Raw genomic sequence first — 17,989 nt, forward strand, 5'->3', positions numbered from 1 at the left:
TATAAAAAGCGAACACCTTTGTTCTTAATCAAACTAATTATTTCATTTCCATTGTTTCAATTTCATTGTAGAAACTATAGAATGTTGTCTGATCAGGGCAAATTGTGTCAGTCTTAATTCTTTCAGAACTGAAGATGTAAACATCCTGTCTCTGATATACAGGAATCTCAACTGCATAATCAACTATATAATCAAGACACTCTTTATAAACAGCCTTACGATATGTCTGGTCAAGATTTGTACGAGCATCCATAATCATATCATCAAGTTCCTTCTGGTAAATACGATAATGCTTAGCGCTTCCACCCTTTGAGTGATAAATCTGGAACATATCAGGGTCAATGGAAGCACCCCAAGCAGCACACCACATTGGGATTGTACCACTTTCAAGACCATTCCAAAGAACAGTACTATCAGAAAGATCGTTAATCTTGAAATCAAAACCAATTTCCTTAAATGCTTCAGAAGCAGCTGTAAGAATACCGAATGATGGGTGATCACCACTTCCATTACCAGGAATTGTTGCCTCAAGTGAAAGCTTTGCACCCTTAGGAGCTTCAACAAGCTTACCATCTTTTACCTTGAAACCAGCAGCTTCAAAGAATCCAAGAGATGCCTTAAGTGCTGCCTTGTACTTCTCATCTTCAGACATTCCTTCTTTATAAATAGGATTGCCATCTACATCCTTAGAGAATGCGATTTCATAATCTGAATCAGAAGCCTGTGGAGCAGCCCAAGATGTATTAGAAATAGGATAGTTAATTACACTTGCTGCCTCACCATAATAGGAATCAATTGTTACATCACGATATACTGCAATTACAGTTGCAAGAGCTTTACGGAATGCCTTAGATTCCTTAGAAGCTGGATCATCACCAATCTTAACAAGCTGAGAGTTCATACCAATATAACCATATCCAAGTGTATCTGTAAGAACTGTCTCAATCTTATCACCGTTAAGGTCGTTGTTTCCATTCTCACCCTTAATCTGCTCGATAGATTCTTTTGTTCCGTTAGGATCACCTATATCAATAGTACCCTGAACAACACCAGGAATTACATCAGACTTTGTTGTTGCCTTGAACTGGATTTCCTTAATCTTAGGAGCACCCTTGAAGTACTTGTCATTAGCCTTAAGATAAGCTGTCTTGTTCTCATACTTCTCAAATACGTAAGGACCAGCACCAAGTGGCTTTGTCATCTTAGAACGTACACTTGAAAGGTCACCCTTCTTGAAACCAAACTTATGAGCATCATAATCATACTCATCTTTGTTTCCATAATAGTGCATAGGCTCTACTTCGATACCAAGCTGATAAACAGCTGTTGCATCAACGCTGTCAAGCTGAACTTCAACTTCGTAGTCATTTACTTTCTTGATACCTTCTACATAATCAGCAGACTCACCTGTTACTACAGAGTTCTTGTACTCATCAGGAAGACTTTCTGAGAATGTCTTTGTACCCTTTTCTTTATCAGTAGCTGTTAAAACATTCTTTTCGTAAGAAGGATTTGCAAGAATTTCATTCCAGAAATCTTCTTCTGTTGGAACATCTTTATCTTTAAGTGTGAATGTCTTATTTGTATAGTTTGTTGTTATGCTTCCGTTATCGTTAACTTTAGCATATCCCCAAGATGCCATTGACTTAGCAACGTCATTTGCATCAACTGTATCATTCTTTGTTGTGAGACCTTTTCCATTAACATAATCTACGATTCCGTTAATGAACTCTTTTCTTGCAGCTGGGTAATCTGTCTCAAAGAACTTCTTCTGCTGCTCTTCTGTAACATACTTGAAGTCTTTGTTGTCTTCACCCTTCTCAAGAAGAAGTGCAAGAAGTGTTGATGTACCACCTCTATACTTCTCTAAACCAGTAATTGGAAGAGAGTTAAGAGATGAAGCTCCATCATATGATGGATCAAGATATACATAATATGAGAAAATAACGTCATCTGCTGTAAGCTTCTCACCATCAGAGAATACTACATCATCTCTAAGCTTGAAATCATATGATACAGTACCATCCTTATTCTCTTTTGTTGTGAGATCAGCTAAACCGGTATAGTTATATTCCTTACCGTTATATTCCTTCTTCTCACCCTCGATACCTTTAGTAATAATCTCACCTGAACGGTCATTACCAATAAGAGGCAATACTACAAGATCATTGATTCTCTTATCAGGTACTGTTGTTTCGAAGAATTTACAGAATTTCTCGCTCATGTCATCATTAGCGATAACAAGTGGAGCATCACTTCCCTTTCCGCCTTCGCTCTTAGAAGAATCGGAACCATCTTCTGTTTTTTCTGACTTCTTATCACCATCTGTTGAAGTGTTACCACTTCCGGAATTGCCGCCGCATGCTGTCATGCCAGCAACCATAGTTCCTGCCAGAAGTAAAGCCAGAAGTTTCTTTCTTTCTTTCATAAAACTTCCTCCTCACAGTGTATTTATCTACAATCTTCAAAAGTTGAAGATGTAAATTCTTCATTCATGAATTTGCTCTATTTCTATTGCTTTAAAAAAATGATCAAATATCTTTCCAAAAAGTATCAAAGCAATCAAAACAAAAAGCAGTAATAATAGATAGCAAACTTCTATACCAAATCGAATATCTCCAAAATGCTTTACAATAAATATAATGTCACATATGAAGCTTACAATATCAAACAAAATCGAAGTATATACTGCATACTTCATTCTCTTGATGCCCTTATCAAACTCAATTCTATTCATTCGCAACGGCGAAAAAGCATATTTAACAAGTCCAACTACTCCCCATATTACCGAAATAAGTAATGCCAAATATGGAAGAACAACATATATTGTTCTAGATGAATCCGGATTGATAATTCCTGCAAACACCAATAGCAATATCATAAAAATGAAGAAGCCACCAAAAATCAAAATACTTTTATTCTTTTGAATCTTGGAATAAGGAAGATTATAAAAATCACCCTTATAATAGAAGCGATCCCTAAAATGTCCATGGCGATCAACTTCAGGAGTGTGATCGAAATCTCCTTTATAAGGATTATTCAAAAACATGGTACAACTCCTCCTTGACTAAATACTTCACTACGATACCCTATTTACGCGTTGTTGTCAACCCTACACGTACATATGTCTTTTATATGCGGACACTTTTTGTATAAATATGACATCACTATCAATTATATCACGTTTAATCAAGAATTGTTGCATAATTAATCATTTTCTATAAATAAATATTAATTTATATCAAGGTATTGTCTTTCCACTAGCCACATTTTCTAATATTTGCCACGTTAAAGCGCCGCTTTTTAGCACTTTAACGTGGTTTTTGTGTTGTTTATTCGTTTCTGGTAAAAATTATTTTATTTTTACAGAAAGAATTTTTGATGCTTCTGAGTAAACTTTCTTACCCTTGTAATTCTGATATGCCTTAAGCTGGTAATAATAAGTTCTTCCACGCTTTACAGTTCCATCTTCGTAACTACTTCCGGATACTTGCGCTAATTCTTCAAAATTTCCATCCTTTGAAGAACTTCTATATACAACATATCCATCTGCGCTCTTGTCTTTTGTCCACTTAAGTTTTACTCCGTTACTAGTTGCTTTTGCTGAGTTTAACTTTGCAGCTTTAAGTCCATTTCTTCCAACTGTAACTTTGTCTTCAAGTGCTTCTTTAACTTCAATCTCTTCATCTTCGTTATTAAGTCCAAGCACTGTTGTCTTAATAACTGTTTCCTGCTTAGGAGTTCCTTCTTTAACCTGAAACTTAAGTGTAAGAAGTGCTCCCTTGAACTTCTTGGAGGAATCGTTAACAAAAGCAAAAGAAAGACCTTTTTCATCATCATTCTTATAATCTTTGTTAAAGTCTACCTCAGTAAACTTAAGATTAGTTGCGTTAGATGTAAGATCAAGGACATCCTTGTCATACACAACAGCCACTCTTCCATCTGTAAGTTCTGTTTTATCAAGCTTTACTGTGTATGTAAGCTTAATCTTATCTTCTTTTCCATCTGCATCAAGCTTTGAATGAAGTGGAGAACTTGATGCTGCCTTTACCTGTGCTCCAAATGGTAAAGCTGTTGCAAGGAGCAGGGAAGTAAGGCACATAATGGCTGCCTTTTTCCAACTTTTAATCATTACTATCTCCTCCTCAATCATTTGTTGTAGCTGCATCTGAAGCTGCACTATCAGAAGTTGCGTTTTTAGACTCATCATCTACGTTTTCTTCTTTATTAGAAGACTCAGTATTAGAATTATCTTCTTCTGACACTTCACTTGAAGCTTCGTTGCTGCTTGTTTCTTCTGTAGATGCACTGCTTTCTGCTTCATCACTCTTATTTGTAGAAGCTTCTGAAGCTGCATCAGTTGCATCATTCTTCTTTGTCTTATCTTTTACGATAACTTTTACTTCAGCTGTAAGATGCTTACCCTTCTTGTTAGTAGCAAGTGTTGTTACTACAACTTTTGTTTCGCCAGCCTTCAAAGCTCTAATTGTTCCAGACTGTGTTACAGTTGCAACATCTGTATCTTCGCTTTCCCACTCAACTTCATTGTAGCCTTCTGCAAGCCACTTAGGAGAAACAAGTGCTTTTACAGTAGCGCTCTTACCAACTTCAAGTTCTACTTCTTCTTTATCAACTGTGATGTCAGTTACAAACTTTGTATCTGCATGTCCTGTATTGTTCACACGATATACAGATGCATTATAAGCATAATCAAATACTTCAACGTAGAATACATCTTCTGGAGCTTCTACTTTAATTGTCATATCCTCATCAGCTTTTTCCTGATTAATTGCATATCTTCCGATAATAGTCTTCTTGTCACTTCCAAGAAGTATTACTGCTGCAGTATAACGATTATCATAAACTGTAAGGTTATAGTTTCCATCTTTATCTTTTTCTGCGTCAGTCATAAGAGGCTTTGTATTATCTACTGTCATAGATGTCTTCAAGTAAAGTCCCTTACCCTTTAATGTTGAAGGATCTTTTACATCGTTATAATAGCTTGGAACTGCCTCTAATACGATATCAATCTTTGTTCCGTCAGCAAGTGCCTTGCCTTTCTTATCTTTTGGAAGCCAGAGATAATCCTGATACTGGATGTAATTCTTCCATGTTCCATTGTAAGAAAATTCTGCATAATTTTCTTCTTTTGTATCTGTGAAGTAAACTTCGCCTGTTTCGTGATTCTTAATAGTGGCAATTACTCTGCTTGCATTTCTGATCAGTGAATAGTAATAAGAACCAATAGCTGTTCCATTAAGAGAACTTATAGCATTACGATCCTCAACATATTTCTCATCTTCTGCAAACATATTTGGAATATAGTAGTTCTCTTCATTCTCTCCAAAAGGATAAACTGAAAGGAAGTTTGTCTTTTCTATTCCGCAATATGTCTGAGCCTTTTTGCTATAATCTGCATCATGTACATATTTCTGGAAATCAAAGTTTTCAAACATTGAAGAATCCATCCAGCTTCCATAGAATGCAAGGAAAGGAACTGAAAGAGTTGTATTTCCTTTTACATATACGAAACCATCTACATACATTCCGTTTTCAAATCCGGAAAGATACTTCTTGTCGCTTTCAGAAAGCTTTACTTCTACATCAATCTTTGTAGAGTTCTTTACTTCTACAACTTCTTTTCCAAGATCTACTACAGAATCTTTTCCATTTAATTCTTTACCGAATGTATATACATCTTTTGTATCTACAATTCCATCTTCATTAAAATCAAAGTAATCTTCGTTTTCTGCAACTCTTGCATCCTTCTTGGAACCATTTACAACTTTAAGCAGTTCTGTTTTGTCAGCCTTATCAACTGTTTTGTCATTATTCAAATCATACAAAAGAGCTGTGTGATTAGCTGTAAGTGTAACTTCAGGACTTAACTTATGTGACTCACCTGCAAAATATGTTGTTGCACCTGACTCGTGAAGTTCTTCTGTGAGTACAGAAGAATCAAGTACATAGTACTGAGCTTCGTCAGAAAGGTTGTATACATCAAACGAGAACTTGTAGTCGCCATTTTTAGATGGATCATCGCCAAGAACAGCTTTTACCTTACCGTCATTACCATCTTTATCTCCTACAAGGATATAAGCTGGTGATGTAACAGCATCATATACATTTGCAAGTCCTGCACCCTGAGATCTAGGTGAGAATTCAAGGCCATTTGCTACATTACCTTCTTTAAGAGGAGTAGCTGTACTCATAAGAAGTGACTGAGCAAGTGTTCTAACGCTAAGTCCAGTCTTTTTATCAAGTCCATTCTCACGAATGTACTGCTCAACAAGTGCACTTTGTCCAGCTATAGAAGGAGCTGCCATTGATGTTCCGCTCATAAGACCATATGTGCCTTTATCTCTTGTGGAATAGATATTTCCACCAGGAGCTGTAATCTCTGGTTTAAGATCAAGAGATCCAGGAACACCATATGATGAGAATGTGCTCATTGTGTAGCCATCTGCTGCTTCATGATTTGTTGTAACCTTAGATGCTACAACCATTTTTCCTTCATATACTGTATCAGTTACTTTCTTTGCGTTATTCTTGATTGCAAGACCATCTGCAAGTGTGATAGATACAGCTGGAATCTTAGCTGTGCTGCCCTGCATTGTCATGCTAATTGTACCTGGTGCGTTATTGTAAATAACAACAGCCTTTGCACCAGCCGCTTCAGCATTCATCTGCTTCTGACCGAATGTGATAGCTCCTCTTTGTACAAAAACAATCTTGTCTTTTACATCAACGCCTTCATAATCAGCTTCTTCTCCCTTTGCATCAAGGAATACATATGGATACTCTGTTCCATTCTTATCAGAAGAAGTATCAAGAGTTTTAAATGTAGGTGCAAGTGTTTCATTTGCATCTGAATAGAATAATGGTTTACCACCATCTACTGTGAAAAAGTTTCCTGTAAAACCACTGTTTACAGCACTTGCTACAGTAAATGCATTAGTATAGGATCCAGGAGATCCAACTGTATCCTGGTTAACATCCTTGCTTAAGTTAACTCCAAATGTTGAATCATCAGACCATCGTCCTGAGTTACCAGCTGAGATGGAAACTACTGTACTTGTTCCTTCGAGTTTTGCAAATATCTCGTTGATATAGCTTTCAGAATCAGAAGAATAACCTGCAGCTGATGAGCCAAGACTAAGGTTGATAACATCAGCCTTAAGAAGCAATGCATCTTCAATTGCTGCCATGTAATCATCGCTATAAGCTCCACCATTTGTTCCGAAAACTTTCATTGTGATAAGCTGTGCATCAGGAGCAACACCTACAACACCGGTTTCCTGCTTTGAAAAACCTGTCTTAGATGCCTTGTTTGGTACATAAGCATTTGCTGTAGAAATTCCGGATACATGTGTACCGTGATCGCCTTCGCTATCATTATCATGTGTAATATCAAGGTTCTTATCAACATAGTTGAATGCAAATGGAATCTTTTCACTTACATAAAGACTCTTAGCATCAACATCCTTATCTCTGCTTGTTGCATTAAGACTAGGAAGAACTGTATCGATTTCTTTCTCATTAAGAAGATTATAATCGCTTACCTTCTTACCAGCATTCTTAGCTGTTTCTTCAAGGTGTGCCTCAAAAGCATCTCCATCAAAAGAAGGATGATCTGAATCAATACCAGTATCGATAACTGCTATTCTTGTACCTGCTCCAGTATAGCCTGTTTCCCAGGTATCATAACTTCCAATCATCTCTCCTGCTGTGATTGTCTTTTTGTCTGCCTTTGTCTTTAAAGGTTCATATTTTGGTGCAATATATACTGCCTCTACACCGTCAACCTTTTCGATTTTTGCAATATCTTTGAACTTAACATCTGCAGATACCGCATTGGTAAGAAGTGTGAAGTTATAGGAAACATCAAGGTCTTTTCCATTAAGTGCTTCTTTTGAAATCTCCTCAATCTTCTCTTCCTGCTTCTCTTCGATTTTCTCAGAAAGTGCCATTGCTTTTTTATTATCAGCAAGGTCTTCTGTATCATATCCCTTGTCAAGAACACTATCACCTTCCATTACGATGATGACACGTGTCTTCTCATTCGGATCAGGCTCCTCTACAGGTGTATCTGGAGTCTCTCCCTCGAGAGATTTCTTTGGATCCGAAAGGCCCTCTTCCTTAGGATCTACTTCCTCAAAAATAGCATTTTCATCTTTTTTTGACGATTCTTGGCTGCTATCGTTTGAGCTCTTGTCTTTGTCTGATTCTTCAGACTCGCTACTTTCTACAGTAGCGCTGCTGTCCTCTGTTGTTGAAGAAGTGCTTGCGTTGTCGCTTGCACCCTTAGCAGAGCTGGCCATTGCTGTAACTGTCGGTGACATAAAAAGTGATGCACTTAAGATTGCAGCAAGAACTTTACCGGATAACCAGTCTCTTCTCATGTACCTATCCTCCTCAATTTTTATTTATAAAAAGTGCCTGCTTTTTTCATAAACTAAGCCTCCACATAAAAGCTTATTTATTCTCCCATGCAGAACACATTTTACCAAATACCCAAAACTTCCAATCTACTTTTCATATCTTATGACTTTTGTTGAGATTTTTGATAATCATAAGTTCAAACTATATTTTTATTTTTTATGCTTTCTTTTGAAAAAAGCAGTAAAACCTATTATTGCTGAAATAATTGCAAGTATTGCAATCACAACACTAGTCCCTATAAATGATAAAGAATTCTGTGCTTTAACATTTCCATCATCAACAGTTGACGATGTTGATTCTTGAAAACCTTCCAATACGGATGTTCCATCACCTGAATTATTTTTTAATACCTGACTCTCTTCTTTTTGAATGTTATTTTGCCCACTTGTTTCAGTTATGCTTTCAGAAGAGTTTTCTATTGTTCCTTGGGCAACCTTTTCAGTTTTATTATTACTTTTTGCAGTAGTGCCTTCAGAAGAGTTTTTTACCGCTTTTTGAGCTGTTTTATCAGTATTTTGCTCACTTTTTCCAGTAGTACTTGAAGAAGAGTTTTCTATTGTTCCTTGAACAACCTTACCAGTATTTTTTTCAGAAATATCCTCTTTTACTTTTTCTTTTTCCTTCTCTGTTTTCTCGATTGTCTTTTCTTTTAGCTTTTCTTTTTCCGAATTCACTTTATCTTTTTCTTTTTTTAACTTCTGATCAACTTCTTCAGTTTTTTTTTGAATTTTTTCTTTTTCTTCTTTAACTTTTCCTGTCAATTCAGCTTTTTCATTAACCTTCACCTTTTCAACTTCAGACATTTTTTCAATCTGTTTTCTTTGAGTTGATGAGACTATTGCAACAATAGCATTTCCTGTTTCATCTTTTCTTGTTACATCAAGCTTTTCACCATTTAGCACCTTACTCTCTATCGCAGCAATACCCTCGTCGATTCCAGTGGACTTTTTAAATACAATATACGCATGTTCTCTTGAAGATTCCTCCACCTTTTCTTTAATAGATGATCCTATAGTCGATCCACTAAAAGCGCCTTTAACATCTACTCCGTCAACTTCTTTAAAGTTCAGTTTTCCCATTTAATACCTCCTTTCTGTAAAATACTTTTGTTTTATCTATACCAACAACATTTCTCTCACCGCTTTAGTATAACTTTGATGTATTGTCGCTTTGTCGCGAACGTGCTTCGCATTACTAAAGCGCCTATAGAAAAAATAATTGCGCTGTAAAAATCAACTTTTCACACCGCATTGTGTAACTCATAAAAAATATACTCGGCATTGATGTCTTCCCTGCACGTACTTTTTATAAACATAGGTCAGTATAAATTTTTATTAAGAGAAAGTCAATAGTGTTTTCTAAAATAATTCAATATATTTTTTTAGTTAAAATATATTATATTATTTTTTGCTGTTTTATGCGGCTTTCGCTGTATTCTTTTGTTTTGAAATATAATAATAAGATATTATATCCTATTACATACCGTGTCAATAGGTTTATTAGTTTTTTACTTTATTATTTTTATTTTTTCTAAAACAAAAAGAGACAAATCACTACTATTACTAAGTAGCTCTTTGTCTCTTTATATATTGATTATATTATTCTACTATTTCACAACAGTAAAAGATAATAATTCTCACTTCTTGATAAGAAGGCTTTCTCCTGTCATTTCAGCAGGCTTTTCTTCTCCCATGCAATCAATAAGAGTTGGAACGATATCTGCAAGACATCCATTCTCTTTAAGAGTATAATTCTCATCATAATTAACAAGAACAAATGGAACAGGATTTGTTGTATGAGCTGTCCATGGCTCACCTGTCTCATAGTTAATCATCATATCTGCATTTCCATGATCTGCACAGATAAACATTGTTCCGTTAACCTTCATAAGTGCATCATAAACCTTTCCTACGCACTCATCAACTGCTTCAATTGCCTTAACCGCAGCAGGAATAACTCCTGTGTGACCTACCATATCAGGATTTGCAAAGTTACAGATAATAACATCATATTTCTGAGATGAAATAGCATCAACAAGTTTTTCGCAAACTTCTGGAGCACTCATCTGTGGCTTAAGATCGTATGTAGGAACATCCTTAGGACTGTTAACAAGAATACGATTCTCATCCTTATTTGGTTCTTCTACACCGCCATTAAAGAAGAATGTTACGTGAGCATATTTTTCTGTCTCAGCAATTCTAGCCTGTGTCATGTTCTTTTTAGCAAGCCACTCACCAAATGTGTTTGTAAGAAGTACCTTCTTGAATGCAACATCCTTGTTAGGAATAAGTGGATCATAATCTGTAAAGCATACAAACTTTGTATTAATACGATTTGGACGATCAAACTTATCAAACTCATCATCGCAGAAGCAATGAGTCATCTCTCTTGCTCTGTCAGGACGGAAATTGAAAAATACAACAGAGTCGCCATCCTTGATAGTAGCAACAGGTGCACCATCCTTAAGAATAACTGTAGGTACTACAAATTCATCAGTCTTACCATCTTCATAAGACTTCTTCATAGCATCGTGTGCACTTTCAGCTGTATTACCTTCGCCCTTTGTCATTGCATCGTAAGCTTTAACAACACGATCATAGTTATTATCTCTATCCATTGCATAATAACGACCAGACAATGTAGCAATTTCACCTACACCAAGCTCTTTCATCTTGTCTTCAAGCTGCTGAACATAGTCAATACCGCTCTCTGGAGGAGTATCACGGCCATCCAAAAAGCAATGAACATATACTTTCTTCAATCCGTTTCTCTTTGCAAGCTCTAAAAGACCGAATACATGTGTGATGTGGCTATGTACACCTCCATCAGACATAAGACCAAACATATGAAGAGCTGAATCATTCTTTTTACAGTTTTCAACAGCATCAAGGAGTGCTTCGTTTGTGAAGAAATCACCATCTTCAATAGACTTTGTGATTCTTGTAAGTTCCTGATATACGATACGACCAGCACCCATGTTCATATGGCCTACTTCAGAATTACCCATCTGACCATCTGGAAGACCTACTGCAAGTCCACTTGCATTACCTTTAACGCAAGGGTATTTCTTCATAATCATATCAAGATTTGGCTTATTAGCCATTGCAATAGCATTTCCTTCCGGATTTTCATTTATTCCAAATCCATCCAATATCAACAATACTGTTGGTTTACTTCCTCTCATTGATTAAATCCTCCTAAATAACAAATGCGTAATAAGCATTTAACTCGTTAAATTATTAGCAATCTTATTGTACGCTTGTTGAACACGTTTTGGCAACCTCTGACGCTTTTTTTTATTATTTTTTTATTTTGTAGAAATACTTCCAATAAAGCTGTCAATCTGCCCCTGCCAAATGTTCTCTGTTCCGGAAGCAATCAAATAAGTCATTAAAGTATATCCTTTATCTGAAGGAATAATGTATACCAAACCGTTAACAGTTGTTGTTGATTTTCCAATTGATCCTGTTATTGAAATACGAACTGCACTTTTTCCAGCAATTTTAACTTCAGATTCTTCTGATACTTCAATCTGCTTTTGTGAACGAATATAATTAACAAGATCTTTCATGTTCCTGGAATCATCAGAACTTGGAAAACTATTCTTTTTCGCAAATTCAAGATTTATTCTTGCTGTGCCTTTATTGCTCAAAATATATATCTTTTCTCCATTACCACTTTCAGCCTTTTTCCATGTAGTAGGAATATTATACTTCAAGTCGTTAAATGTATCTTCTTTTGTATTAGGTCCAAGATATGCAACTGGCTCTGTAGAAAACGAAACCGAAGTTCCAATTCCGTTTCCAATTGAAATTGAATCCACTGCTTCCTTTGGTACTGCTACGTTTAAATCTGTTGCAAAATCTGTCACCACTATATCATACGTTAGTGATTTTAAGGTTATAGAGAGATTCTTTCCGCTATAATCACAATAATATGCATTAACTCCTGTCATGTTAAGCCTTGGATATTCAAGTCTTATTTTCTTTAATGCGCCTGAACTGGGATTAACGAACAGGGTTACATTCATCTTCTGAGAGGACTTAAGAGTGGATTGTTCGGCAATCTTACAATACTTTGTAAAAAAGCTTTTTTTATTTACTGCTACATCTTCTGCCTTAAAAATAAGATACTCACCAGACTCTTCTTTATCCCATACATAATCAAGACTTGTATAATCATCAATTATAACAGATTTGGAAAATTCATCCGAAGAAAGATGTGCTCCCCATCCAGTTGATTCAGTATAAGAATACTGTGTCTTTGCACTTGCATTTAGTTTTGTAATAATCTTGTATTCCTGACTCTGCTCGTTATCTCCTTCAAGAGTAGATGATGTAACAAGACTCCCCTCCACCAATGCACTTGTCTCTTCGTTGTCAACATCAGAAATATTAACGACATTCATCTTACTGCTTTGATCAATATCATAATTTTTGTTGTCAGAAGAGTCTTTTACATGGAGCTGCATTCTATAATCAATAGTTGCCTTGTAATCTTCAAGAGATTTGAGCTGTTTTATGGACTTGCCAAGCATAGCTTTAGCATTGCAATCCTGCTTTTTTTCCTTTGCTTTTGCATTATTTTTCTTAATCTTCAAAGCTTTAGAATATGACTCCTGAGCTGATTCAAAATCTCCTTCTTTGGCAAATTCATCTCCATTTTCCATATATTTGTTAAACTTTTCATTTTGCTTCTTCTCATAATAAAAATATGAAAATCCTCCGCCTGCTGCCACCATCATAGTAAGAAGCACCATCATTGCCGGAAGTACTTTTTTACCTTTCTTTTTCGCTGGTTTCACAGGAGTATTAATAGCCTGATTTCCATTTATCTGAGAATTTGGATATGGATTTGCATTCTGCATATAGACTTGCTGTTTTGAATTATTTTGAAAATTGTTATTATAATTTGGGTTATTATTTGGTGTAGCAACCATTTTAACTGGCGCTCCGCAATATATACAATGCATTGCACCTTCCGGTATAGCTTTTCCACATTTTTGACAAAACATAATATGATCCCCTTTTTATTTTTTTCATTATCAACGCTATGATTTTATCATAGAATCTGCAAAGAACCAAACTAAAAAAAGTTTATTCATACTGTAAAAGGTCCCATTCGTCAAAAGATAGCGGATTTCATCAGAAATACGCTATCTTCTACATACGCCTTATTCTTCTTCATCGAGATATTTTTCAGCATCAAGAATACATTTTTTTGTTTGTTCAATTAATACCACTGCATTTACATCATCTTTTTTTCTGTAATAAAAACCTGAAAGTGCGTTGTTCAAAAGAGTCAGAGCCTTCGGAACGTCAGGAGAAATACCTATTCCATACAAATAACACTGTCCTAGTCTCTGCATTATATCAGGAAGGCTTGCATCCGGTCTTCCATCATCTCCATAACACTCAAACATAGCCCTTTCATATAACTGATATGCATATCTTTCATTTTTTTCAACATGGTACCCTTGAAGATACATGTCACCTAGTTTGTATAGGCAGTTTGCATCATCGAATAAAAGTGCACCTTTAAGGAAATACTCATATGCTTTATCATAATCTACTTCCTGATGCCGTCCATAGTAATAGCAATATCCAAGGTTACTAATGGCTTTTGATTCTCCAGCATCTGCTGCAATTTTATACAATTCAAACGCTTTCTGATAATCTTGTCTTACATATCTTCCTTCATAATACAAGGTTCCAAGATTAAGTGCTGCCACAGGCATATTCTGTCTTATACACTCTTCATAGCATTGTACGACTTTGGCCATAATCTGAGACACGTCATCTCTTTCATGATGCTCATATGCCCAGCCATACATTCCATCATAATCACCATTTGCAATCAGTTCTTCAACCTCTAAAAGATCCTCCTGATCAATTTGTGATAGTTTTTCATTTATTTCATCTGTTCTTTCGAACTCATCCTGAGTTAATTCTCTTACGATATGCTTTGTATGATCAACTGCAAAAGGCACTTCGTCTGCTTTAAAAAAATCGCAGCTAATAACAGTTCCCTTTACTATTTCATTCTTTTTCCCGTAAGGAATCTCAACAAAAGAACCAACTTTTAAAGGTCCAAAATCACTGATATAAAAATAATTTGTCATCATATCTTTTGGCTGAACAGTACAATAGCAATACTTTACAGTAGGTTTTACTCTATCTTCGTCTTTGCCGCCATCAAAAAGAAACAGATGATCAACCGGAATAAGTTCCCTTAATGTTTCAGACAAATGAGTTACTATTCTATCTGCCTTCTTAGATAGCTCTCCGCCATAAAAAAAGACATTTCCCTTGCTGTCTGTAATTTCCAGGCTATAGCTTCCAATATCTTCAGAAGTATAACTTCCCTCTTTTCGCCCATAAAAAACTTCTGCTATTTTGTCGAGAATGTCTTGTGCTCTATCTTTCCCTATAGTAGCTCCAAGCTTTCTGACAGCAGAATAATCCTTGTTATCAGCCTCTAATGTGTATGCTGTAAACCATAGTCTCCCAGAGTTAGATATAGTAAGTTTTTGCTCAGATTCTTCTCCTGAAATTGGTGCTGGAAATTGTTCAACAAAATGTGAAACCAGCCTGATTTTATGAACTCTCATATCTCCCTCCACTTGTATACTTATAATACTCATTATACTACAAAAGAAGCATAGAAGAACGAAAAAACATCTTTCTATGCTTCTTTATATTTTTTTGATTATAATTGTTTCTAAATTGCTTGTATAAAGCATCAGCAAGTAATGCTCTTTTTTTCAATTGCAACTCTTTTTACTATAGACTGCCACATTTGATCTTGAAGTTCATCAATATAGCCATTGTCACTACACGATTTTTTAAAATCATAATACGTTGTGTCATGTCCGTTTTTTGGATCTTCCTTTAGAGCATTCGCAAGAATAACAGCATACTTTTCAATTATTTCTCTCTTCTTCTCCGTTCCCATAAAACAACCCTCCAAAAAGAAACCTGTTTTTAGTAACCTTAATATCAGTTTACACCTTGCATCTACAGTATTCTAGCCTATTTCAATTTTTCTTTTTGTCATGAATAGAAGCAAGTGCTTCAAATTCTGTTGCATATACGCCGCCTAGTTTTTCCAGTTCTTCCCATGTATACCACTGTCCTGATAATTGAACTGTTTTTACTGCTACATCTGTAACCATAACTTGTGATGGTTGCCCTTTAACCACAATATAAGCATCTCTACCTACGATAAGAGGCAAATCATAAATATGCCCTGTATCAATAAGTCGAATTAATTCGCTCATAGTAATATCGCGTGTAACTTTTCTCGCTTTATCCATAAAAATCAGCCTCACATTCCAAAAAGCTGTTTATATCGCAGTTACTTTATAATTTTTTTCCACTTTGTTCTATCATAGCCTGTTTTGTTCTTGAAATATCGTATATTTCCTGTTTCATCTCGAAAAATCCGGCCCTTGGAAGAGATAAGATATTAACATCCATTCTACCAAGTTTTTCTGACCATAAGCATACCTCTTTAGCATGCGTATCAGGCAGTGAAAGAACATATGTATTTATTGCCTTCCAAAAAAGAGGATCCTGTGACAATTCTCCAAGCGTCATATCAAATTCAGGTATATGTGAGACATTTCTTATATCTACATATTCTAATGGTTTTCCAAAAAGCATGTACCATACTCTCATCTGCTTTCGAACTTCCATCAGTACTCTTCCTAAAAGATTTTTTCCTTTCCATGATGAAATAATTGAACATTCAGGATTGCTAATATTAAGCCCATTTCCCCACATATCATCAAGTGGAGTACAATAAGCTAAAATTTTTCCTTCTGTTTGAATAAGCTTTTCTGCAAGATCTGGATGCTGTTGAAATTTTGCTCTTATGCCTCTTTGGGCTATTCCTTCTCCTGTAACATCCCACAGCATATCTCTAAAATTCTCGATTCCCGCAGTACTGGACATTTTTTTCATTTCAACCGGGTCTTTTTCTTCAAGAATCTTTTGCCCAACTCTTCTTTGACCAAAAAGCATAACCTTATGGTAGCTTAGAAACTGAATTGAACTACTGAAATGAATCCCAGCGTATTCAAAAGGGGATTCCAGTCGATTACTTAAAAAACCATATTCTTCTGTTTCTCTATAAAAACAAATGATGTCTTCTGCATTCATGAGCACATACCCTCCATACTATTTATATCGGATAATATTCTAAAAAAAACATCGTTACCATCATCTTTTCTTCAAAAAATCAGTTAGATTTTTGGTCAATAACCGGAGTTTTTTTCTCCATATCTTCTTTACTGCTACTACCACTATTGGCTGCTTCAAGGGCTAAGCCATTCATATAATGTGAATACAAATAAGTCTGATCTCTTATACACTGCCATGCACTGCTAGAATGACCAGTGCAGATAATATAATTTGTTCCTGCTTTATCAGTTGCATAACTGACTGCACAATTTCCTGACTGAACTACAAAACCTGTTTTTCCACACAGAACTGTTCCACCAATTTCCTTATCTTCAATTCTTCTCAAGAACCAGTTTGAAAGCTCAATTCCATCCGGATGCTGCGTTGTAGGCTGTGTTACATAATGGTGAGTTGATAAAACCTCTTTGCAAAAAGTATTATCCATTGCCGCTGCCATTATCATAGCCATATCGTAGGCTGTAGAATAATGTTCATCATTGTATAAACCTACACAATTTGTAAAATGTGTTGTATCAGAAATTCCAAGCTCTTTTGCCTTCTTATTCATCATCTCGACAAATTTTTCATGTGATCCTGCTACATATGTTGCCAGTGCAAGTGCCGCATCACCTCCTGATGGAAGAACCGTTCCATAAAAAAGATCTTTTATTTTGACATTTTCTCCAACTGAAAACCCAGCTGCGCTACAATCATTTGAATAGCTATAGTCAGTTATATCGATTGTAATCTCAAAAGTATCATCAAGTGCCTTCTGATCCAACGCTTCTGCTGCTACAAGAACCGTCATTACCTTAGTCATTGATGCAGGATACATCTTCTCTTTAGCATTTCTTTCTGAAAGCACCTGCATAGTATCTGCATTAACCAGAATTCCATTTGAGCTGACTACATCATCAGCAAATTTATCTGTTGAATCTAAAATAGTAGCCTCGTATTTTTTGGATGGTTCTTCAACAGAAGTACATTCGGTTGCCGCATTTGCACTTTCATTAGGCTTTTGTCTTAAATTGTCATCTATACTAACTTCTATCTGCGAAACGTTCTTTTTTTTGGAAAAATTCGATTTCAAATAATAATTTCCACATACTCCAACTGCTACAACTGTTGTAAGAATAATTGGAGAGAATTTAATAATTTTTCTGCCAAGTAATTGTCTTTTGTGTTGTTTTTTCATCTCTTCAAGCCGCTTGCTCATCCGATCACGCTGCTTATCGAATTCGGTGTCATTTTCTTCATCGTTATCAATAGTCCCCACTGTTCTTCTCCCATCTTTAAAATTATCAAAATCACTAAAAATATATCACTACCCATATATCTATTTTACACTGTTATCACTATTATTT

Annotated in this window: 12 protein-coding genes; all 12 read right to left on the bottom strand. The window is 35.7% G+C overall.

All coding sequences use genetic code 11. From position 1 onward, the window contains the following. Positions 1-37: 37 nt before the first annotated feature. The gene (locus tag G634_RS0116280; protein ID WP_026506156.1) at positions 38-2,428 is read right to left on the bottom strand and encodes an ABC transporter substrate-binding protein; all 2,391 of its coding nucleotides are present in this window, start codon (positions 2,426-2,428) and stop codon (positions 38-40) included. Between the two features lie 60 nt (positions 2,429-2,488). Continuing rightward, entirely contained in the window at positions 2,489-3,049 is a 561-nt protein-coding gene (locus G634_RS0116285; protein WP_026506157.1) for a hypothetical protein, read from the bottom strand. Between the two features lie 303 nt (positions 3,050-3,352). Beyond that, entirely contained in the window at positions 3,353-4,132 is a 780-nt protein-coding gene (locus G634_RS0116290; protein WP_026506158.1) for a cohesin domain-containing protein, read from the bottom strand. 13 nt (positions 4,133-4,145) lie between these two features. Continuing rightward, on the bottom strand, positions 4,146-8,402 hold the full coding sequence (locus tag G634_RS21815; protein ID WP_035800548.1) for a S8 family serine peptidase: 4,257 nt from the start codon (positions 8,400-8,402) through the stop codon (positions 4,146-4,148). A gap of 189 nt (positions 8,403-8,591) precedes the next feature. Further along, positions 8,592-9,344, bottom strand: a complete 753-nt coding sequence (locus G634_RS0116300; RefSeq protein ID WP_155830618.1) for a hypothetical protein — start codon at positions 9,342-9,344, stop codon at positions 8,592-8,594. Between the two features lie 734 nt (positions 9,345-10,078). After that, positions 10,079-11,626: a 2,3-bisphosphoglycerate-independent phosphoglycerate mutase gene (gene gpmI / locus G634_RS0116305; RefSeq protein ID WP_026506160.1), complete on the bottom strand. Its 1,548-nt coding sequence runs from the start codon at positions 11,624-11,626 to the stop codon at positions 10,079-10,081. Between the two features lie 123 nt (positions 11,627-11,749). Beyond that, on the bottom strand, positions 11,750-13,456 hold the full coding sequence (locus G634_RS0116310; RefSeq protein WP_026506161.1) for a zinc ribbon domain-containing protein: 1,707 nt from the start codon (positions 13,454-13,456) through the stop codon (positions 11,750-11,752). A gap of 159 nt (positions 13,457-13,615) precedes the next feature. Next, a complete protein-coding gene (locus G634_RS20615) occupies positions 13,616-15,052 on the bottom strand; it encodes a tetratricopeptide repeat protein (protein WP_051234196.1) in 1,437 nt (478 codons plus the stop codon). A gap of 131 nt (positions 15,053-15,183) precedes the next feature. Then, the gene (locus G634_RS0116320; RefSeq protein ID WP_026506162.1) at positions 15,184-15,396 is read right to left on the bottom strand and encodes a hypothetical protein; all 213 of its coding nucleotides are present in this window, start codon (positions 15,394-15,396) and stop codon (positions 15,184-15,186) included. Between the two features lie 82 nt (positions 15,397-15,478). Further along, complete coding sequence (locus G634_RS0116325) at positions 15,479-15,757, bottom strand: hypothetical protein (RefSeq protein ID WP_026506163.1); 279 nt, start codon at positions 15,755-15,757, stop codon at positions 15,479-15,481. A 46-nt stretch (positions 15,758-15,803) separates the two neighbouring features. Next, positions 15,804-16,604 (bottom strand): NADAR family protein, encoded by an 801-nt coding sequence (locus G634_RS20620; protein WP_026506164.1) that lies wholly within the window; start codon positions 16,602-16,604, stop codon positions 15,804-15,806. A 79-nt stretch (positions 16,605-16,683) separates the two neighbouring features. Next, complete coding sequence (locus G634_RS19765; RefSeq protein WP_051234198.1) at positions 16,684-17,901, bottom strand: D-alanyl-D-alanine carboxypeptidase family protein; 1,218 nt, start codon at positions 17,899-17,901, stop codon at positions 16,684-16,686. Positions 17,902-17,989 lie beyond the last annotated feature (88 nt).

Origin of the sequence: Butyrivibrio sp. NC3005 (assembly GCF_000424545.1) — a bacterium.
In the GTDB taxonomy this organism is placed as follows: Bacteria; Bacillota; Clostridia; order Lachnospirales; family Lachnospiraceae; genus Butyrivibrio.

Coding starts and splice junctions, on each gene's coding strand:
- G634_RS0116280 (WP_026506156.1), bottom strand. CDS start 2,428: ATGAAAGAAAGAAAGAAACTTCTGGCTTTACTTCTGGCAGGAACTATG.
- G634_RS0116285 (WP_026506157.1), bottom strand. CDS start 3,049: ATGTTTTTGAATAATCCTTATAAAGGAGATTTCGATCACACTCCTGAA.
- G634_RS0116290 (WP_026506158.1), bottom strand. CDS start 4,132: ATGATTAAAAGTTGGAAAAAGGCAGCCATTATGTGCCTTACTTCCCTG.
- G634_RS21815 (WP_035800548.1), bottom strand. CDS start 8,402: ATGAGAAGAGACTGGTTATCCGGTAAAGTTCTTGCTGCAATCTTAAGT.
- gpmI (WP_026506160.1), bottom strand. CDS start 11,626: ATGAGAGGAAGTAAACCAACAGTATTGTTGATATTGGATGGATTTGGA.
- G634_RS0116310 (WP_026506161.1), bottom strand. CDS start 13,456: ATGTTTTGTCAAAAATGTGGAAAAGCTATACCGGAAGGTGCAATGCAT.
- G634_RS20615 (WP_051234196.1), bottom strand. CDS start 15,052: ATGAGAGTTCATAAAATCAGGCTGGTTTCACATTTTGTTGAACAATTT.
- G634_RS0116320 (WP_026506162.1), bottom strand. CDS start 15,396: ATGGGAACGGAGAAGAAGAGAGAAATAATTGAAAAGTATGCTGTTATT.
- G634_RS0116325 (WP_026506163.1), bottom strand. CDS start 15,757: ATGGATAAAGCGAGAAAAGTTACACGCGATATTACTATGAGCGAATTA.
- G634_RS20620 (WP_026506164.1), bottom strand. CDS start 16,604: ATGAATGCAGAAGACATCATTTGTTTTTATAGAGAAACAGAAGAATAT.